Raw genomic sequence first — 18,131 nt, 5'->3', positions numbered from 1 at the left:
CCGTGTTCTTCGACCAGAACGCCGAGCTCGACGAGCTCGCGTGGTCCGAATTGTTCTGCCGACGCTTTGTATCCCAGTTTGAGATCACTCACTGCGCCACTCCTGTTCGCCGTCACGTGCGTGCTTGGGCCGGCTCCCGGGCGGGAGACGACCGCGTCGACCGAGTGCAGCGCCGGACGGGTGTCCCGAATTCCTGTCCCGACTGTCCACAGCGCGGCAAGCTGCGGTCGCATTCGACCATAACCAGAGCGAATTCCGCGGCCGCCGCGCGTACGACCTACCGGAACATCACATCGCTACCGCCGATAGCCCACAATTGGCTCGTGACTGCCGACAGCGAACCGATTCTGTCCTACCTGACCGATATGGACGGCGTGCTGGTGCACGAGGACCACCTCATTCCCGGCGCCGATGCGTTCCTGACGGAGCTGACCGAGCGCGAGATTCCGTACCTGGTCCTGACCAACAATTCCATCCGCACCCCGCGCGATCTGCAGGCCCGCCTGCGCCGGATCGGGCTGGACATTCCGGCGTCCTCGATCTGGACCTCGGCAACCGCGACGGCCACCTTCCTGAACGAGCAGCGTCCCGGCGGGACGGCATACGTGGTGGGCGAATCGGGATTGACGACCGCCCTGCACGAGATCGGCTACGTGCTGACCGACAGCGATCCTGATTACGTCGTCCTCGGTGAGACGCGAACCTATTCGTTCGAGGCGATCACCACCGCGATCCGGCTGGTCGAACGCGGCGCCCGGTTCATCGCCACCAATCCCGACCCCACCGGGCCCTCCCGTGAGGGCGTGCTGCCCGCGACCGGTTCCGTGGCCGCGCTGATCACCCGGGCGACCGGGCGCGACCCGTACTACGTGGGGAAACCGAATCCGCTGATGATGCGCTCGGCGCTGCGGCAGATCGGCGCGCATTCGCAGTCGGCGGTGATGATCGGCGACCGGATGGACACCGATGTGATCGCCGGACTCGAGGCGGGCATGCGCACGGTCCTGGTGACCTCGGGGATCTCCACCCGGGCGTCGATGGAACAGTTCCCGTACCGGCCGACGCTGGTGATCGATTCGGTGGCCGATCTCGTGGGCCGCACCGAGAATCCGTTCGCGGCCTGAGCGGGAAGTCGGGCCGGCGCACCGGAGGTCCGCCGGCACGGTACTTTCCGGCGCAGGAACCCATCAGTCCGGACTTCCGCCGCGCTCCCCGGATTCCAGCGCCTCCAGCGCGGCCGACAGATCACCCAGCGCATCCACCACTTCGGCGAAACGCTGCGAACCCAATTGTCGCGCAAGCTGTTTCGCCATGACAGCATGCTTCGGGGTGATCCGGCGGACGGCAGCGTAGCCCGCATCGGTGATCGCCACCAGCTTCGCGCGGCGATGCGACGGATTCGGCCGGTATTCGGCCAATCCCTTGCCCACCAGTAGATCCGCGATGCGCTGCACGCTCTGGCGGGTGATACCCATCTCCCGCGCGATCCCCGATACCGGCAGCGGTTCGTGCAGCACCGCACCCAGCACCTGCCACCAGGCCGCGGTGATCTCCGCCGGTTTCGCCAATTCCTCTGCGATCGTGAGGAATTGGCCGTTCAGCTTGAAGGTCGTGATCGCCGCCGCGGAGAACAGTTCGGCGTCACCGCGGCTCATGCCGGCTCGACCGCCGCGGCCTGCAGGGCGAAGAACCCGCTCGGATCCCGGTCCGCGTAGAGCCGATACCACGCATCCAGGACGGCCGGCTCGAACAGATCCAGCCGCGCGAAGATGTGGCGTGCGAAGTCGATCGGTGCGATGCCGCTCGCGGTGATCAGATCGCCGTCGGTCACCGCCGGCTCGTCCACATAGTGGTGCGCTCCCGAATATCCGGTCGAGGCGAGATTGTCCGCCGCGTTGCCGGTGTGCGGACGAGCATCGAGCAGGCCCTGTTTCGCCAGGCCGTAGGTCGCACCGCAGATCGCCGCGACCGGTACGCCGGCCTTCAGGAAGTCCTCTGCAGCCTGGGCGAACCGCGCGAGTTGCCCGTCCTCCCAGATGTCGGCGCCGGGCAGGATCAGCATCGCGCTGTCGGCCGGGGAGAGCTGGTCCAGAGTGAGATCGGGAACCACGCGCAACCCGCCCATCGAGGTGACCGGCGCGGAGGTGGCGCCGACCGTGCGAATCTGCCGGCTTCCCGGCTCGCGCTGCATCAACGGGCGATTGATGCCGGCCGTCACGTAGCTCGGCTCCCAATCCGCGAACGTGTCGTACACCGCCACATGAACCGTCTGAGTCATGACAGTATGCTGTCATGATTGACAGCATACTGTCAACGCCCGGCGGTCAGCTCAGCGCCTGCTCCAGATCACCGAGCAGATCCTCCACATCCTCGAGACCGATCGAAATGCGCAGCACCCCGTCGGTGAGTCCCACCGCCGCACGGCCTTCCGGACCCATCGCACGATGCGTGGTGGTCGCCGGATGCGTGATCAGGGTCTTGGCGTCGCCGAGGTTGTTGGAGATGTCGATGATGCGCAGCCGGTTCAGCACCTCGAAGGCCCGCTTCTTGCCCTCGTCGGGGCCCGCGGCGAGTTCGAAGGTCACCACGGTGCCGCCGCCGGACATCTGCGCGGTCGCCAGCTCATGCTGCGGATGCGAGGCGAGGAACGGGTACTTCGTCCAGGCCACGCCCGGATGCTGTTCCAGGAACTCGGCGACGGCCAGCGCGGACTGCGTCGACTGACGCACCCGCAGCGGCATCGTCTCCAGTCCCTTCAGCAGGGTCCAGGCGTTGAACGGACTCAGCGCCGGGCCGGTGTGGCGCATCAGATTCTTGACCGGCCCGTTGATGTAGTCGCTCGTGCCGAGGATCGCACCGCCGAGGACGCGACCCTGTCCGTCGATGTGCTTGGTGCCCGAGTAGACCACCACATCGGCGCCGAGGTCGAGACTGCGCTGCAGCAGCGGCGTCGCGAACACGTTGTCCAGCACGACCTTCGCGCCGGCGGCATGGGCCAGTTCGCTCACCCGCCGCACGTCGACGAGGGTCTGCATCGGATTCGAGGGAGTTTCGAAGAACACCGCGGCCGTCGGCTGCGAGAGCGCCTGCTCCCACTGGTCGAGATCCTCACCGTCGACGAAGACGGTCTCCACGCCCCAGCGCGGCAGGATCTCGTTGCACACCACGAAACAGGAACCGAACAGGCTGCGCGCGGCCACCAGCCGGTCTCCCTGCCCGAGCAGCGCGGCCAGCGCGGTGAACACCGCGGACATGCCGCTGGCGGTGGCGAAGCACGCCTCGGCGCCCTCGAGCAGCCGCATCCGCTCCTCGAACATCGCGACCGTCGGATTGCCGTAGCGCGAATAGACGAAATGCTCGATATCGCCGGTGAAGGCCGCTTCGGCCGCCTCGGCGCTCTCGTAGACGAATCCGGACGACAGATACAGCGCCTCGGAGGTCTCCTCGAACCCGGAGCGGCGCAGCCCGCCGCGCACGCCCAGGGTCGCCGGTCCCACCCCCTCGGGCAGCGGCCGATCGAATGCACCGCCGGTGATCATGACTGCCTCCACGAAAAGAATTGCCGCACAACAGATTCGCTCACGACTGCCGCCACGGCAGGCCGAGTGCGCGCCAACCGGTGCCGCCGCGATGCCCCTCGGCATCCAGCGGACCCTCGAAACCCTCGAGCACGTTGTAGGAGGGCGCGAAACCGGCCGCCGTCGCCGCCGTGGCCGCACCGATCGAACGCTGCCCGGACCGGCACAGGAAGATCACCGGGGCATCGCTGTCGCCCGCGCGATCGGCCAGCACCTGCTTCAACTGCTCCACGAATACGGGGTTGGGTGCGCCGGTGCCGTCGACCCATTCGATGAGGGCGGTCGGCCGCTCGATCGAGGTGGTGTCGGGCACTCCGACGAACCGCCATTCGGCCTCGGTGCGCACATCCACCAGCACCGCATCCGGATTGTCGCGCAACAACTCCCACGCCTGCCCGGGCGTGATGTCACCGGCGTAGCTCACTTGTCGAACCTCCTACGGAATCCGCACTTGCCGCGTCCGGTCGGACCGCGGCCAGGTCGTCACCCGGAGCACCCCACCGCGGAGGAGGGTTGCCGACCAGCGAGCCGGGGCTTACCGCTGGTACTCATGACCTGAACCGAGAATGCCTGGTCACAGGCCCGATTGTCAAACATGGACAGCGGCGGCTCAGGGGTTGACGCACACCAGCCAGGTGCCGTTCTCGCGACTGAAATTCCAGTTCGCCGCGGACTGGCGACCGTCGATCCGGCTGGTCACCGACGCCGTCGCGCGGTCGCCGTCGATGTGCACCGCCTCGACTCCGGCGATCTCCACCTTCTTGCCCGCCGAGTCGGCGCCCAGCGGCGACTTCTTCTCGTCGAACCCGGTGCATTCGGTGGTCTTGCGCCGGTCGGCGTCGGAATCGCTTCTCGCCGTGGCGAAGTTGCGCGCCGCGATGGCGACCCGATCCGGATCTGTGAGATTGTTCTCAGCCGGGCGGGTGATTCCGAGGATGACGACGGCGAGCACCGCCAGGACGGCGATGGCCGCGGCGATCAGGAACGGCTTCGCCGACCGCGTCGTGTCGCGCTGATCGATCGAGGTAGCCGGATCATTCATGCCCTGCATCATCCCCGGCGGGTCCAAGTGTCGAAGATCACGCCCGCATTTTCGCGCGGATACCGGGAATAGCGGCGGTGTGTGCCACCGATAGAATCACCAGAACTCCGGCCACATCCGGTGCACGGATCGGGAGAGCTCCGCGCGGCAACGAGGCAGCATCGGCGGAGCAGTCGGGCAGGCGCCCGGCCCGCACGTCAACTTAGCCTAAGCTAAGAAGGACGGCTGACAAGACGAGAGTTTTCGACCAAAGGGTGCGCGTAGAAATGACCGAACACGCTGGAACGAATAGCGGCGCGGGCGACCGCCCCCTGCGCATCGCGATCGTCGGTGCCGGACCGGCCGGAATCTACGCCGCCGACGCGCTGATGAAGTCCGACGTGGAGGCGAGTATCGACCTCTACGAGCGCATGCCGGCCCCGTTCGGTCTGATCCGCTACGGCGTCGCACCCGACCACCCGCGCATCAAGGGCATCATCACCGCGCTGCACAAGGTGCTCGACAAGCCGCAGGTCCGCCTGCTCGGCAATATCGACTACGGCAGCGACATCGACCTCGAGGACCTGCGCCGCTTCTACGACGCGGTGATCTTCTCCACCGGCGCCAACGCCGACCGCGCCCTGGGTGTCCCGGGTATCGAACTGGACGGCAGCTACGGCGCCGCCGACTTCGTGTCCTGGTACGACGGCCACCCGGACGTGCCGCGCACCTGGCCGCTCGACGCGGAGAAGGTCGCCGTCCTCGGTGTGGGCAACGTGGCGCTCGACGTGGCCCGCGTGCTCGCCAAGACCGGTGAGGAACTGCTGCCCACCGAGATTCCGCCGAACGTCTACGAGGGCCTGCGCAACAACAAGGCCGTCGAGGTGCACGTCTTCGGCCGCCGCGGTCCCGCCCAGGCCAAGTTCACCCCGCTGGAACTGCGCGAACTCGATCACTCGCCGAATATCGAGGTGATCGTCGATCCCGAGGACATCGACTACGACGAGGGCTCGGAAGCCGCGCGCCGCCACTCCAAGCAGGTCGACATGGTCTGCAACACCCTCGAGCAGTGGGCCATTCGCGACGTCGGCGACCGCCCGCACAAGCTGTTCCTGCACTTCTTCGAATCCCCGGCCGAACTGATCGGCGAGGACGGCAAGGTGGTCGGCCTGCGCACCGAGCGCACCACCCTCGACGGCACCGGCAACGTCAAGGGCACCGGAACCTACAAGGACTGGGACGTCCAGGCCGTGTACCGCGCCGTCGGCTACCTGTCGCAGAACATCCCGCAGCTGCCGTTCGACGACCAGGCCGGCACCGTGCCGAACGAGGCCGGTCGCGTGCTCGTCGACGAGGGCGCCGACGGCACCGCCCGCTACCTGCCGCAGACCTACGTCACCGGCTGGATCAAGCGCGGCCCGGTCGGCCTGATCGGCCACACCAAGGGCGACGCCAACGAGACCATCGCCTGCCTGCTCGACGACGCCGCCTCCTTCACCCCGGCCGCCGAACCCGATCCCGAGGCCGTGACGAAGTTCCTCGAGGACAAGGGCATTCCGTTCACCACCTGGGCCGGCTGGTACCGCCTGGACGCCCACGAGCGCTCGCTCGGCGAGCCCGAGGGCCGCGAGCGGGTCAAGGTCGTCGAACGCGAGGACATGCTGCGCGCGAGCGAGCCGCACAAGGTCTGAACACCACGCCGGATCCGCATTCGTCACCGACCTGAGGCATGCTGATCACGTGTTCGATTCACACGTTCACATCATCGACCCGCGGTATCCGCTGGTCGAGAATCAGGGCTACCTGCCGGAGCCGTACACCATCGCCGACTATCGAAAGCGCATGGCGCACTTCGATGTCGACGGTGGTGCGGTGGTGAGTGCGTCCTTCCAGGGCACCGACTCGACGTTCATGATCGCCGCACTGGCCGAACTCGGGCCGAACTGGGTCGGCGTGATCAATCTGCCTTCGGACGTCACCGACGAGCAGATCATCGAACTGGACCGGGCCGGGGTGCGGGCCATCCGGTTCAATCTCAAGCGCGCCGCGGTCGATATCGTCACGCTGACCATGCAGGCCGTGCGCGCCTACGAACTCGCCGGCTGGCATGTCGAGCTCTACATCGACGGATCCATGCTGGGCTCGCTGGAACCGGTCATCTCCAAACTGCCGGCGCTGAGCATCGACCACATGGGCATGTCCGACGAGTGCCTGCCCTATCTGCTGAATCTGGTCGATCGCGGGGCCCGGGTGAAAGCCTCCGGATTCGGTCGGGTGTCGATGGATGTGGAATCGGCGATGCGACGGGTGCACGCGGTCAATCCCGGTGCGCTGATGTTCGGCTCCGATCTGCCGGGCAATCGGGCCGGACGGCCGTTCCGCGATGCCGATATCGAGATCATCGGCCGGGCCGTCGGCGCGGATATGTACCGGGTGCTCGAGGACAACGCCCGCGCCTGCTACCGGCTGCCGATGAAGGTGCGCTCGGCCGAGGATCCCGTGCCGACGCTGCCGATTCCGCGCACCGAACCGCCGACGCTGCGGCTGCGCCGCTCGGAACTGCCCCAGCCGCCGAAACGGAACCAGCCCCCGGACCGGACGCGACCGCTGCGGATCATCGAATAGCCGCGCACACCGCACCCGGATGCCGTGCGTCACATCCACCGCTTATTGTCGTAGTGTCAACACCGGCGCGCGCCGCCGGTCGCAGGATCGACGACGAACCGAGGTAGGGCGTGAGCACTTCATCCACCACCACCGGACAGGGCCCACTCGCGGGCATCAAGGTTCTGGAGCTGGCCGGAATCGGCCCCGGCCCGCACGCGGCACTGCTGCTGGCCGATCTGGGCGCCGATGTGGTGCGCGTGCAGCGTCCCGGCCAGCTGCCGGGATTCATGGAACGACCGCAGTGGCGGGGACGCACCATCGTCGAGGCCAACCTCAAGGATCCCGCCGATATCGAGAAGGTGCTCGGCCTGATCGACAAGGCCGATGTGCTGCTGGAGGGTTTCCGGCCCGGCGTCACCGAGCGGATGGGACTGGGCCCGGACGTCACCCGCGAGCGCAACCCGCGCCTGATCTACGGCCGGATGACCGGGTGGGGACAGTACGGCCCGCTCGCCGACCGCGCCGGCCACGACATCAACTACATCTCGCTGACCGGTGTGCTCAACGCCATCGGCCGCAAGGGTGAGCGCCCGGTCCCGCCGCTGAACATGGTCGGCGACTTCGGCGGCGGTTCGATGTTCCTGGTGATGGGTGTGCTCTCCGCGCTGGTGGAGCGGTCGATCTCCGGTAAGGGCCAGGTGATCGACGCCGCGATGATCGACGGTGCGCTCTCCCTCTCGCACATGATCTGGGGTATGCGCGGCATGGGCCTGTGGTCGGACGAGCGGGGCACCAACCTGCTCGACACCGGTATGGCCTTCTACGACACCTACGAGACCTCCGACGGCAAGTACATGGCCGTCGGCTGCATCGAACCGCAGTTCTACGCCGAATTCCTGAAGGGTCTCGAGATCGACCCCGAGAGCCTGCCGATGCAACTCGACCCCAACGGCCAGGATCAGCTGCGCAAGCTGTTCACCGAGAAGTTCAAGACCAAGACCCGCGACGAATGGGCCGCGATCTTCGACGGCACCGACGCCTGCTGCACCCCGGTCCTCACCTTCACCGAGGCCACCGAGAACGGCCATATCACCGCCCGCGAATCCCTGGTCGAGATCGACGGCGTGGTCCAGCACGCCCCCGCCCCGCGCTTCTCCCGCACCCAGGGCGGCACCCCCACCCCGCCTCCCTCGGCCGCCACGGCCATCGACGAGATCTGGGCGAACTGACGCGGCGCCCCGGTGGCGAGCGCCGCCACCGGGGCGTTCCCGGCACGCCGGCATTTGCGCTGGATAGGGCTGCGGCCGTTCGCGGTTCGTTCATTCCGCGCAAATTCGCCAAGGCACTACAGTAATTTCATGGCTCGGAACTGGCCGATGATCGAGCGCGGTGGCGAATTGGAGTCGATTCGCGCCGCGTTGACCGGCACCGAATTCGTCGGCGCGATCCTGACCGGCGACGCGGGGGTGGGGAAGACGACCCTGGCGCGGCAGGCGACGGCCGCGGTGGGCGGGAGTGTGCGCTGGGTGGCGGGCACCGAGTCCGCACGCAGTATTCCGCTCGGCGTGTTCGCGCATATGGTCGGCGTGTACACCGCACACGACCCGGTCACGTTCATGGCCGCCGCGCGGGAGGCGCTGCTGTCCGACGGCGACACCATCATCGGCGTCGACGATGCCCACCTGCTCGATCAGCTCTCGGCAACACTGCTGCTGCAGTTGGCCATCGACAAGGCCGCGCGGATCGTCTGCACGGTACGCAGCGGGGTGCAGGTGCCGGACGCGGTGACCTCGCTGTGGAAGGACGGGCATCTGCTGCGGATCGACCTCACGCCGTTCTCCGAACCGCAGAGCGTCGAACTGGTCGAATCCATGCTCGGCGGGCAGCTGGAGGGGTTCACCGCCAATCTGATGTGGGAATCCTCGGGCGGCAATGCCCTGTTCCTGCGTCATCTCGTGGAGGGCGCGCTGGAGGCGGGCACGCTGCGACAGGTCAACGGGGTGTGGCAGCTGCGCGGGCGGGCGGCGGTGACCTCGGAACTGGCGGCACTGCTGGAGGATCGCGTCGAGCAGCTGCCGGAGTCGGTGCTGCGCGTCCTGGAACTGCTCACCTTCTGCGAGCCCATCGATCTCGACGTATTGGCCGAACTGGCCGGCGAGGATGCGGTCGAACAGGCCGAAACCCGTGGCGTGATCCGGATTGTCGAGAACGGTCACCAGTTGCTGGTGCGCTACAACCATCCGCTGTTCGGCGAGGTGATCCGGCGGCGGCTCGGTATCGCCTCGGCTCGCCGGCTCCGGGGCCGGTTGTATTCGTCGCTGCGGGAGCGGCCGATCAAATCCGCCTCCGATCGCATCCGGCTGGCCGAATTGGCTTTGGACAGTGACAAATCCGCGGATCTGGAGTTGTTCGAGGCGGCCGCGGCCGATGCCATCGGGCTGGCGAACATCCCCCTCGGTGAACGGTTCGCGCGCGCGGCGGTGGAGCGCCGAGGCGGTGTCGAGTCCGCGGATCTGCTGGCGCGCGCGCTGCTGTGGCAGGGACATCGCATCGAGGCCGAACGCACCCTGGCCAGTTTCGATCCGGATCAGTTGAACGAGGTGCAGCTGGCCCGCTGGGGCAGCACCCGCGTCTCGAATCTGTTGTGGGCCATGGGCGATGCCGACCGGGCCGACGAGGTGCTGTCCCTGGTGCGCAGCCGGGTCCGGCATCCGAAGATCGTCCTGACGTTGCGGGGCTTGGCTTCCGCGTGCGAGGTGAACGAAAACCGCTTGGAGGACGCCTTCACCGACGCCGAGGCGGTGATGTCCACACCGGACGCGCCGGCCTGGGCGGTGTGGTGGGCATCGTTCGGCGGCGGTCTGGCGCTCGCGCTGATGGGCCGCAGTGCGGCCGCGCGCGAATACACCCTGCGCGGCCATCAGGTCGAGGAGCAGGTCGACGGGCCGACACGCTTCATGTCCGCGCACGCGGAGGTGCTGGCGCTCACCTTCACCGGTGAACTGGAGGCCGCACGTCGCTGTGCCTCCGGCTATTTCGGATATTCGGCGCCGGGACAGTATCTGGCCTGGGGGCTCTCGAAGATCCTGCAGGGCACCGTCGACGTGGCACAGGGGCACTTCCCGGAGGGCGTCGAGAATCTCGAACAGGCGCTCGCGGCGCTGACCGCCGAGGGCGCCGCCGCGTGGATGTTCCCGGCGAGAATTCGTCTCGCCGAAGCCTATTCGGCCTTGGGCCGGGCCGCGGAGGCCGCCGAGACGATCGCCGAGGCGCGGCTGCGCGGTGGCCGGCACAGTGCGGTCTACGAACCGCAGCTCGAAATCGCGCGCGCGTGGCAGGCCGCGGCCGAAGGCACCGTCGCCCCGGCCGTGCGGCTGGCCATCGGCGCCGCCGACGCCGCGGCCCGGTCCCACCAGCACGCGATCGAGGCCATGGCCCTGCACACCGCGGCCCGCTTCGGCGACCGCACCGTGGCCGGGCGGCTCGCCGATATCGCGGCGCGGATCGACGGCGCGCTGGTGCAGGTGCAGGCTCGCCACGCGGTGGCCGTGGCCTCCCAGGACGGCCCCGGATTGGACAATGCCGCAGCGGAATTCGAGCGAATGGGCGCCCTGCTCTCGGCCGCCGACGCCGCCGCGCAGGCCGCCTCGGCGCACGAGCGGCACGGCGAACGGCGCCGATTGCTCGAATCCGCCGCGACCGCCAATCGCCTGGCCGCGGCCTGCGGCGGCGCGAGCACACCGGCGCTTCGGCAATCGGCACAACCACTTCCGCTCACCGCGCGGGAACGCGAAATCGCCAATCTGGTCGCGGCCGGACTCAGCAATCGGCAGATCGCGGATCGGCTGACGGTGTCGGTGCGGACCGTCGAGGGACATCTCTATCGGGCCTGTATGAAGCTCGACGTCACCGATCGCGAGGCGCTCGCCGATCTGATGCGCGGCGAGCCACCGCGAGGCAGACAGCGCTGAACCGTTCGCCCCGGCCGGTCCGAGTCACTCCAGGTCGATGCGAATCGTCAGCAGGTTCGAGCCGACGGCGCGCACGACCGAACTGTTGACGCGGTTGAGCTTGCGCAGCCGTGCCCGCGCATCGTCGTCGTCGAGCAGGACCGCCGTGCCGTCGTGCCAGACACCGCGAATCTGCAAGCGCACCTTGGGATTCGCGACGATATTGCGCACGTACTGCGAATCGCGCCCGAATTCGGAGACGAACCAGTAGGAGGAGCCGACCAGCCTCCCCCCGATCGGCGTCCGCCGCGGCTGACCACTGCGCCGCCCGGTCGTCTCCAGTACGGCGAGTCCGCCGAGGTACCGCGCGACCCGGCTGCCCACGGGAATCGCGATGTACCGCTGCACCGGCACCGCGAGCCGGAGGCGGATATCGCGGGCCGGAGGTGACGCTTTCCGTTCGTGTCCCATGCTGTCTCGCCCGCCACTCCCCTTCGTCATGACGTCTACGGTAGGCCTCCGCTCCCGGGCATACATCGTTCGACGGGATACGCCGCGTGTCCGACCACGGCAGGAGGCCGTCGCTGTGCGGAATTCGACACTGCGTCGCCGCTAGCGGTCGATTACGATGCTGGCGGCGGCCGTGGTCGCCACACAGGCAGGCTGCTGATGAGGGTGGTGCTCGGCGTGATCCGTCGAAATCGGTATCTGATGACGGGTATTCGGGTCGCGATGGCGGCGGTGCCGCTCGCGGTGGTCCTCGGTTTCGCCGGTACCGCCGCGGCGACCGGTCCGGTTCAGCCCGGTGTCACCACCCCGGATGCCCCGGCTCCTTCCGACGAGCCCGCCGAATTGCGTTCCGCCTCACCGCAACACGTACCGGCTCCGCAGTCCGCGCCCCGGGCCGCGCCGAAGCCGGAACCGAAGCCGACCGAACCGCCCGCTCCGCGCGAAGTGCGCGTGGGCGGCTTCAGCGCGCCGGTGCCGGATGCCGTACCGGATGCGGTGGTCGACGGCGTCAACCGCGCCAACGACGGCATCCAAGGCGCGATCAACCCGAACCCCGAACACAAATAGCAGCCATCGGCGCCGGCGACTCGGTGCGGTCGCCCAGCAGGCCCACCGGCGCTCAGAACAGGGTCGGTTCCCCGAATCCCGAGGTGCGTTCGATTTCGAGCAGGCGGGCCTTGGTCGCGATGCCGCCGGGCGCGGAGAAGCCGTGCAGTCCGTGATCGGCCGCCAGCACGCGGTGGCAGGGCACGATCAAGGGAATGGGATTGCGGCCCAAGGCTTGTCCGACGGCTTGGGCCGCGCCGGGCGCTCCGGCCCGGGCGGCGACCTCGCCGTAGGTGAGAGTGTGTCCCGGGGCGATGGTGCGCGTGATGTCGTAGACCGCGCGATGGAATTCCGGTTGCGCGCGATAGTCCACCGCAATCCACCGCAGATCGTCCAGTTCGCCGGTCAGATGCGCGCGAATGGCCCGGATCGCCTCGGCCATCGCACCGGACGGTTCGACGGTGCGAACCCTCGCGGACGCGATCGCGTCCACTCCGCGGCGCAGCATGCCGGACATGAGGGCGGAAGCGTCCGGGGAATCGGCGAGCGGCGCGGATTCGTCACGTTCCGGGGATCCGACGAGCCCGGGGGATTCGGCGAGCTCCGGAGATTCGACCCGTTCCGGGGCGCGCACGCCGGCGACTTCCGGCAGTTGGAACCGCACGACGCCGTCATCGGTCCATCCCATGGCGCATCGGCCGATGGCGGTATCGAATTCGGTCACCGCGACCGAGGACAACTTGCCCGCAGACATACCCACAGTGTGCACCGAGGGTCCGACATTCCCGGCTGTTGCAGTCCAGTACCACACGACTGGACTGATGCCGCCCCTGAAGGTCAGGGCGACGCAGGCGGTCGAGTCGCCGACCGGTCCCGTGCCACACCGATCCCGCGGCCGCGCCCGACCGCGAGATCCCGGACCCGACCACGGCGATCCGCCTCTCCCAGCGACCAATCCGCCATCGGCGCATGCGGTCGATACCGCTCGAAGAGTGCGACGACCCGGCGGCCGGATCCGGTGGCGTAGCGATAGACGGCCACGAGAACCACCACGACGACCAGCAGGGCGGCAAGACCGGAGAACATGAGGTCCACCCTGCCCGCATCTGGACTTGAATCAAATAGCCACTACCCGGATACTGGCCTCTATGGCGATACGCGTGATCAGTGCGGCCACCCTCACCCGCGACCTGGGCCGCTGGCGGCACGACGAATCCGGCGCCGCCCGCCGGGGTGCGCGCCCGGCCTATCTGGCACTCGCGGAGAGTATCCGCCTGCTGATCCACGACGGCCGCGCCCCGCTGGGTATCGCGCTGCCCAGCGAACGCGATCTGGCGACCGCGCTGGGCGTCAGCCGCACCACCGTCACCTCCGCCTACGCGCTGCTGCGGGAGCACGGCTATCTGATCAGCCGGCAGGGCTCGCGCAGCACGGTCGCCCTGCCCTCCGACGTCGCACACGACGGCACCAAACCGGCCCGCAGCATCCTGGCGGTGATGTCACCGACGGCCCAGCCCACCATCGACCTCACCTACGCCGCGATGTCGGCGCCGCCGCAGATGAACGACGCGTATTCGGCTGCGCTGCAGGGTCTTCCGATCTATCTCGGCACCCACGGCATGGACCCGGTGGGCGTGCTGCCGCTGCGGGAGATGCTCGCGCGCCGCTACACCGAGCGCGGCCTGCCCACCGAGCCGGATCAGATTCTGGTGACTCTCGGTGCGCAGCACGGACTTCGGCTGCTCCTCAATGTGCTCACCGCACCCGCCGAACGCGTCCTGATCGACCACCCGACCTATCCCAACGCGATCGAGGCGATCCGCGACGTCGGCGCCCGGCCGGTCCCGGTGCCGCTGCGCCCCGAACAACCGGATGCCGCCTGGGATCTCGACGGAATCCGCAGTGCCGCACGGCAAACCGCCGCGAGCACCGCCTACCTGGTGCCGGACTTCAACAATCCGACCGGCCTGCTGATGAGCGCCGACGCCCGGGCGGAACTGGCCGCGATCGCCCGCGAGACCCGCATGACGGTGATCGTCGACGAGTCCATGGTCGATCAGCAGCTCGACGGCGAAACCCCTCCTCCGGCGGCGGCTTTCGCACGCGGTTCGGACATCGTGACGATCGGGTCGGCATCCAAGTCGTTCTGGGGTGGCCTGCGCGTGGGCTGGATTCGCGCCAACCAGTCGCTCATCGCGAAACTTCTCGGCACCCGCTCCACGGTGGACCTCGGCACGCCCGTGATGGACCAGCTGGCAACCGGCTATCTGCTCGATCATGCCGGCGTCATCCTCGAACAACGCCGCGAACAACTACGCAGCCGGCGTGCGGCTCTCTTGGACGCCCTGTCCGAGGAATTGCCCGACTGGCAGGTGAGTCCCGGTTGCGGCGGCATGTCGATCTGGGTGCAACTTCCGGCTCCCATCTCGACCGCTCTCGCCGCCACCGCGCCGAATCACGGCGTGCTGCTGGCCGCCGGACCCCGTTTCGGGGTCCAAGGCGCCTTCGAGCGGTTCCTGCGAATCCCGTTCACCCACACCGAATCCGATCTGCGGGTGGCGGTGAAGTCGATCGCGGCGACCTACGCTTCGCTGACCCCGCACGCCACCGAACCCTTGGCGCCCCTCACCTGCTACTGATGGTTCAGGACGTCGTGACGCACGATCGTCTCGTCACGGCCGGGTCCGACGCCGATGCAGGACACGCGGGCGCCGGAAAGCTCCTCCAGCCGTTCGACGTACGCCCGCGCGTTGGCCGGCAGGTCGTCGAAGCTGCGCGCTCCGGAGATGTCCTCCCACCAGCCCGGCATCTCCTCGTAGATGGGCTTGGCGTGGTGGAATTCGGTCTGGGTGGTCGGCATCTGCTCCACCCGCTCGCCGTCGATCTCGTAGGCCACGCAGATCGGCACGCGGTCCAGGCTGGACAGCACATCCAGCTTGGTGAGGAAGTAGTCGGTGATGCCGTTGACCCGGGTCGCGTAGCGGGCGATCACCGCGTCGAACCAGCCGGTGCGGCGGGCACGGCCGGTGGTCACGCCGACCTCACCGCCGGTCTTGGCGAGATACTCACCGGACTGGTCGAACAGTTCGGTCGGGAACGGGCCGGAGCCGACGCGCGTGGTGTAGGCCTTGAGGATGCCGAGCACCGTGGTGATCTTGTTGGGTCCCACGCCCGCGCCCACCGCGGCACCGCCGGAGGTCGGATTCGACGACGTCACATAGGGATAGGTGCCGTGGTCGACGTCGAGCAGGGTCCCCTGCGAACCCTCCAGCAGGACGGTCTCGCCGTTCTCCAGCGCCTGGTTGAGCAGCAGCCGGGTATCGCTGATGCGGTGCTTGAAACCTTCGGCCTGATTCAGCACCTCGTCGACCACCTGCTGCGGGTCGAGTGCGCGCCGGTTGTAGATCTTCACCAGCACCTGGTTCTTGAATTCCAGTGCGGCTTCGACCTTCTGGGTGAGGATCTTCTCGTCCAGCACATCGGCGACACGCACGCCCACGCGGGCGACCTTGTCCTGATAGCAGGGGCCGATGCCGCGTCCGGTGGTGCCGATCTTCTTGTTGCCGAGGAAACGTTCGGTGACCTTATCGATGGCCACGTGGTACGGCATGATCAGGTGCGCGTCCGCCGACAGCAGCAGCCGGGAGGTGTCCACGGAGCGCTGTTCCAGTCCGGCGAGTTCGTCGAGCAGCACACCCGGGTCGATGACGACACCGTTGCCGATGACATTGGTGACACCCGGCGTCAGGATGCCGGACGGGATGAGGTGTAGCGCGAAGTTGTCGCCGTTCGGCAGGACCACGGTGTGACCTGCGTTGTTGCCACCCTGGTAGCGGACCACCCACTGGACGCGGCCACCGAGCAGATCGGTAGCTTTGCCCTTACCCTCGTCGCCCCACTGGGCGCCGATCAGCACGATTGCCGGCATGGGAGTCTCCTACGGTTTCGACACGCAGCATCGGCGACGCTGCAGCTACCTGCCGTTGCAGAGCCCGATGACGGCGCTCCCGAGGCCCGTCGCTCGCGCCAAGTGGCGGTGGCCGGAGGGACAGTCTAGTGGACACAATTCGTGCCGTAACCAGCCACCTCCTTCCCCGCGTGGCGCAGCGGAGAGCGCGCCGACCGCCCGAGCCGATTACAGTGGCCTGCGGAGGCGTCCCGGCAGGGGTGCGCCCGGTAGGCAGCGAGGGCGATGGCGTTGGCAGGTCCGAGGAGGGTGTTCGGCAGTTGAGTACTCATGTTCTCCGCTGCAACGGCGCTCCCGTGCCCATCGCGCTCGCGTCGCTGCCCACCACCCAGACCACGGCGATTCCCGACACCGCAGAACTGGACGAACTGCTTCCGGTCCTGGCTGCCGACAACCAGCCGCGGCTCATCGTGCTCGGTGAGGATGCCGGTCTAGCCGCGGTGCTCACCCATCTGCTGCGCACCGAACGGCTGACCGTCGAAATCGGCTATGTGCCGGTGGATCGCACCTACGGTTCCCGGGCATATCAGACCGGCACGGGCTCGCACGCCGCCAAACGCGCGCTGGAGGGCCGCGCCGAGCCCACCCCTCTGATCCGCGACGAGACCGGCACCGTCCTGGTCGGCCGGGCCACGATCACCGGCCGCGACGGCGGCAAACTCGAGGGGGAGGCGTACGTCGACGAGGTCCGGTTGTTCACCGGAAAGGTTGCGGCGCTGCATGTTTCACCCACCCTCGAGATGCCGGGCGTGCGCGCCACGGTGCAGCGCGGCTGGGGTAAGAAGCGCTGGGTGGCCGGGCGCGCCGTACAGCTGGGATCACCGGGGGCGGCGGTGACGCGCGACGGCATCGCCGCCGATCGCACAGTGCCGCGGTCGAGTTTCTACCGTCATCACGAGCCCTGGCTGCTGGTGCGATGACCTACTCCTTTCCGGCTCGGAGAGTGGTGCACCCGAGTCCGATCTTCTTGCTGATCGTGGTGATCATCGCGCTGGGCGGGGCGCTGGCCTGGGATGCCGATCCGCTGTCCACCCGGGCCAAGGCCGGAGTGTTCGTCTTCGTGGTGGCGGGCTGGATTCTCAGCGTGTGCCTGCACGAATTCGGCCACGCCTACACGGCGTATCGGGCCGGGGATCGCGAAGTGCAGATGCGCGGGTACCTGACGCTGAATCCGGTGAAATACAGCCATCCCCTGCTGTCGATCGCGCTGCCGATCTTCTTCATCGCGCTGGGCGGATTCGCACTGCCCGGTGGCGCGGTCTATCTGAATACGCAGAACTTTTCGACGCGCACCCAGCGTGCGATCAGCGCGGCCGGTCCGGCGGTCAACGCGTTGTGCGCGGTGGTGCTGCTGGTGATCGTCCGATTCGCCGGCTCCACCCATGACCACGCCGCGTTCTGGTTCGGCCTCAGTTTCCTGGCGTTTCTGCAGATCACCGCGACGATTCTGAATCTGCTGCCGATTCCGGGAACCGACGGCTACGCGATCGTGGAGCCGTCGCTCAGTTATCAGACACGGCGGTCGCTGGATCAGGTGAAGCCGTTCGGGCTGCTGCTGTTGCTCGCGATTCTGTGGGTGCCGGAGCTCAATCGCGTGTTCTTCGATGCCGTCTACTGGGTGTTCGAACTGTCCGGCGTGCCGTCGGACTGGGCGGCCATCGGCAGTTATCTGACCCGCTTCTGGACCTGACACGCGTTTCGGCGGGCGCGCCCGATTCCCGTTCGATTCGCCGGCGAACAGGAACCGGGCGGCCCTCTTCGCGACGGAGCTCCCGCCCCCTACGCGGTCGGCCGCACACCAATCGGCCGCACGTCGCATCCGTCGCGAAGTTTTCCGACCGCGCCACCCCTCGTCGACGCGGTCGAGACAAACGTACGATCCGCGCCGACCCGCGACACGAGTAGTCGACTACCCGATTCGGCCGCGTCGGCCGTGCGCAGCCGGACCCGGC

The 18,131-nt window shown here is 68.0% G+C and carries 18 protein-coding genes and 1 riboswitch; of the genes, 9 read left to right on the top strand and 9 right to left on the bottom strand.

What is annotated here, in order from left to right; all coding sequences use genetic code 11:
• Positions 1-365: 365 nt before the first annotated feature.
• Positions 366-1,124, top strand: a complete 759-nt coding sequence (locus A5789_RS17455) for an HAD-IIA family hydrolase (protein ID WP_051756585.1) — start codon at positions 366-368, stop codon at positions 1,122-1,124.
• A gap of 63 nt (positions 1,125-1,187) precedes the next feature.
• Here the strand turns inward: A5789_RS17455 and A5789_RS17450 are convergent, their stop codons facing one another.
• The 5 genes from A5789_RS17450 to A5789_RS17430 all read right to left on the bottom strand — a co-directional run bounded on the left by A5789_RS17450 (position 1,188) and on the right by A5789_RS17430 (position 4,620).
• A complete protein-coding gene (locus A5789_RS17450) occupies positions 1,188-1,655 on the bottom strand; it encodes a MarR family winged helix-turn-helix transcriptional regulator (RefSeq protein ID WP_030516630.1) in 468 nt (155 codons plus the stop codon).
• The gene (locus A5789_RS17445) at positions 1,652-2,278 is read right to left on the bottom strand and encodes a type 1 glutamine amidotransferase family protein (RefSeq protein WP_064906132.1); all 627 of its coding nucleotides are present in this window, start codon (positions 2,276-2,278) and stop codon (positions 1,652-1,654) included. The genes A5789_RS17450 and A5789_RS17445 overlap by 4 nt, the downstream gene beginning before the upstream one ends.
• Before the next feature lie 46 nt (positions 2,279-2,324).
• Complete coding sequence (locus A5789_RS17440) at positions 2,325-3,539, bottom strand: O-succinylhomoserine sulfhydrylase (RefSeq protein ID WP_064906134.1); 1,215 nt, start codon at positions 3,537-3,539, stop codon at positions 2,325-2,327.
• 40 nt (positions 3,540-3,579) lie between these two features.
• Positions 3,580-4,002 (bottom strand): rhodanese-like domain-containing protein, encoded by a 423-nt coding sequence (locus A5789_RS17435; protein WP_063018730.1) that lies wholly within the window; start codon positions 4,000-4,002, stop codon positions 3,580-3,582.
• Positions 4,003-4,020: 18 nt separating this feature from the next.
• Positions 4,021-4,134, bottom strand: a riboswitch (SAM riboswitch).
• Positions 4,135-4,188: 54 nt separating this feature from the next.
• On the bottom strand, positions 4,189-4,620 hold the full coding sequence (locus A5789_RS17430) for a hypothetical protein (protein ID WP_155525769.1): 432 nt from the start codon (positions 4,618-4,620) through the stop codon (positions 4,189-4,191).
• A 266-nt stretch (positions 4,621-4,886) separates the two neighbouring features.
• Here A5789_RS17430 and A5789_RS17425 point away from each other — a divergent pair, with 266 nt between their 5' ends.
• The 4 genes from A5789_RS17425 to A5789_RS17410 all read left to right on the top strand — a co-directional run bounded on the left by A5789_RS17425 (position 4,887) and on the right by A5789_RS17410 (position 11,177).
• Positions 4,887-6,290, top strand: coding sequence for an FAD-dependent oxidoreductase (locus A5789_RS17425; protein WP_063018734.1), 1,404 nt, complete (start codon positions 4,887-4,889; stop codon positions 6,288-6,290).
• 49 nt (positions 6,291-6,339) lie between these two features.
• A complete protein-coding gene (locus A5789_RS17420) occupies positions 6,340-7,224 on the top strand; it encodes an amidohydrolase (RefSeq protein ID WP_064906136.1) in 885 nt (294 codons plus the stop codon).
• A gap of 110 nt (positions 7,225-7,334) precedes the next feature.
• Positions 7,335-8,435, top strand: a complete 1,101-nt coding sequence (locus tag A5789_RS17415) for a CaiB/BaiF CoA-transferase family protein (protein ID WP_064906138.1) — start codon at positions 7,335-7,337, stop codon at positions 8,433-8,435.
• Between the two features lie 129 nt (positions 8,436-8,564).
• Positions 8,565-11,177 carry a LuxR C-terminal-related transcriptional regulator gene (locus tag A5789_RS17410; RefSeq protein ID WP_064906140.1) on the top strand — a complete coding sequence of 871 codons (2,613 nt, stop codon included), beginning with the start codon at positions 8,565-8,567 and terminating at the stop codon, positions 11,175-11,177.
• A gap of 24 nt (positions 11,178-11,201) precedes the next feature.
• Here the strand turns inward: A5789_RS17410 and A5789_RS17405 are convergent, their stop codons facing one another.
• Positions 11,202-11,627: a nitroreductase/quinone reductase family protein gene (locus tag A5789_RS17405; protein WP_064906142.1), complete on the bottom strand. Its 426-nt coding sequence runs from the start codon at positions 11,625-11,627 to the stop codon at positions 11,202-11,204.
• Positions 11,628-11,825: 198 nt separating this feature from the next.
• On the opposite strand from A5789_RS17405, the gene A5789_RS17400 reads away from it, so the two are divergent.
• Positions 11,826-12,233, top strand: coding sequence for a hypothetical protein (locus A5789_RS17400; protein WP_063018744.1), 408 nt, complete (start codon positions 11,826-11,828; stop codon positions 12,231-12,233).
• A gap of 52 nt (positions 12,234-12,285) precedes the next feature.
• Here A5789_RS17400 and A5789_RS17395 read toward each other — a convergent pair whose 3' ends face one another.
• Positions 12,286-12,966, bottom strand: a complete 681-nt coding sequence (locus A5789_RS17395; protein WP_064906144.1) for a methylated-DNA--[protein]-cysteine S-methyltransferase — start codon at positions 12,964-12,966, stop codon at positions 12,286-12,288.
• An 83-nt stretch (positions 12,967-13,049) separates the two neighbouring features.
• Positions 13,050-13,298 (bottom strand): hypothetical protein, encoded by a 249-nt coding sequence (locus tag A5789_RS17390; RefSeq protein WP_064927301.1) that lies wholly within the window; start codon positions 13,296-13,298, stop codon positions 13,050-13,052.
• Positions 13,299-13,360: 62 nt separating this feature from the next.
• Here A5789_RS17390 and A5789_RS17385 point away from each other — a divergent pair, with 62 nt between their 5' ends.
• A complete protein-coding gene (locus tag A5789_RS17385) occupies positions 13,361-14,851 on the top strand; it encodes a PLP-dependent aminotransferase family protein (protein ID WP_064906149.1) in 1,491 nt (496 codons plus the stop codon).
• On the opposite strand, the gene A5789_RS17380 is transcribed toward A5789_RS17385, so the two are convergent.
• Complete coding sequence (locus A5789_RS17380; protein WP_030516643.1) at positions 14,845-16,140, bottom strand: adenylosuccinate synthase; 1,296 nt, start codon at positions 16,138-16,140, stop codon at positions 14,845-14,847. The two genes, A5789_RS17385 and A5789_RS17380, sit on opposite strands and share 7 nt — an antisense overlap.
• 335 nt (positions 16,141-16,475) lie before the next feature.
• On the opposite strand from A5789_RS17380, the gene A5789_RS17375 reads away from it, so the two are divergent.
• Positions 16,476-17,099 (top strand): hypothetical protein, encoded by a 624-nt coding sequence (locus A5789_RS17375; protein WP_231953370.1) that lies wholly within the window; start codon positions 16,476-16,478, stop codon positions 17,097-17,099.
• Positions 17,096-17,869 carry a site-2 protease family protein gene (locus A5789_RS17370; protein WP_082940777.1) on the top strand — a complete coding sequence of 258 codons (774 nt, stop codon included), beginning with the start codon at positions 17,096-17,098 and terminating at the stop codon, positions 17,867-17,869. Before A5789_RS17375 ends, A5789_RS17370 begins: the two co-directional genes overlap by 4 nt.
• Positions 17,870-18,131 lie beyond the last annotated feature (262 nt).

Origin of the sequence: Nocardia sp. 852002-51101_SCH5132738, from assembly GCF_001665695.1 — a bacterium.
GTDB lineage: Bacteria > Actinomycetota > Actinomycetes > Mycobacteriales > Mycobacteriaceae > Nocardia > Nocardia nova.
The sequence above is the reverse complement of the archived record's forward strand: the minus strand, read 5'-3'. Positions and strand labels throughout refer to the sequence as shown.

Excerpts from the sequence above, each read along its gene's own strand:
- A5789_RS17405 (WP_064906142.1), bottom strand. The coding sequence starts at position 11,627 with ATGGGACACGAACGGAAAGCGTCACCTCCGGCCCGCGATATCCGCCTC.
- A5789_RS17455 (WP_051756585.1), top strand. The coding sequence starts at position 366 with ATGGACGGCGTGCTGGTGCACGAGGACCACCTCATTCCCGGCGCCGAT.
- A5789_RS17390 (WP_064927301.1), bottom strand. The coding sequence starts at position 13,298 with ATGTTCTCCGGTCTTGCCGCCCTGCTGGTCGTCGTGGTGGTTCTCGTG.
- A5789_RS17425 (WP_063018734.1), top strand. The coding sequence starts at position 4,887 with ATGACCGAACACGCTGGAACGAATAGCGGCGCGGGCGACCGCCCCCTG.
- A5789_RS17370 (WP_082940777.1), top strand. The coding sequence starts at position 17,096 with ATGACCTACTCCTTTCCGGCTCGGAGAGTGGTGCACCCGAGTCCGATC.
- A5789_RS17385 (WP_064906149.1), top strand. The coding sequence starts at position 13,361 with ATGGCGATACGCGTGATCAGTGCGGCCACCCTCACCCGCGACCTGGGC.
- A5789_RS17440 (WP_064906134.1), bottom strand. The coding sequence starts at position 3,539 with ATGATCACCGGCGGTGCATTCGATCGGCCGCTGCCCGAGGGGGTGGGA.
- A5789_RS17410 (WP_064906140.1), top strand. The coding sequence starts at position 8,565 with ATGGCTCGGAACTGGCCGATGATCGAGCGCGGTGGCGAATTGGAGTCG.
- A5789_RS17450 (WP_030516630.1), bottom strand. The coding sequence starts at position 1,655 with ATGAGCCGCGGTGACGCCGAACTGTTCTCCGCGGCGGCGATCACGACC.
- A5789_RS17400 (WP_063018744.1), top strand. The coding sequence starts at position 11,826 with ATGAGGGTGGTGCTCGGCGTGATCCGTCGAAATCGGTATCTGATGACG.
- A5789_RS17395 (WP_064906144.1), bottom strand. The coding sequence starts at position 12,966 with ATGTCTGCGGGCAAGTTGTCCTCGGTCGCGGTGACCGAATTCGATACC.
- A5789_RS17445 (WP_064906132.1), bottom strand. The coding sequence starts at position 2,278 with ATGACTCAGACGGTTCATGTGGCGGTGTACGACACGTTCGCGGATTGG.
- A5789_RS17380 (WP_030516643.1), bottom strand. The coding sequence starts at position 16,140 with ATGCCGGCAATCGTGCTGATCGGCGCCCAGTGGGGCGACGAGGGTAAG.
- A5789_RS17430 (WP_155525769.1), bottom strand. The coding sequence starts at position 4,620 with ATGAATGATCCGGCTACCTCGATCGATCAGCGCGACACGACGCGGTCG.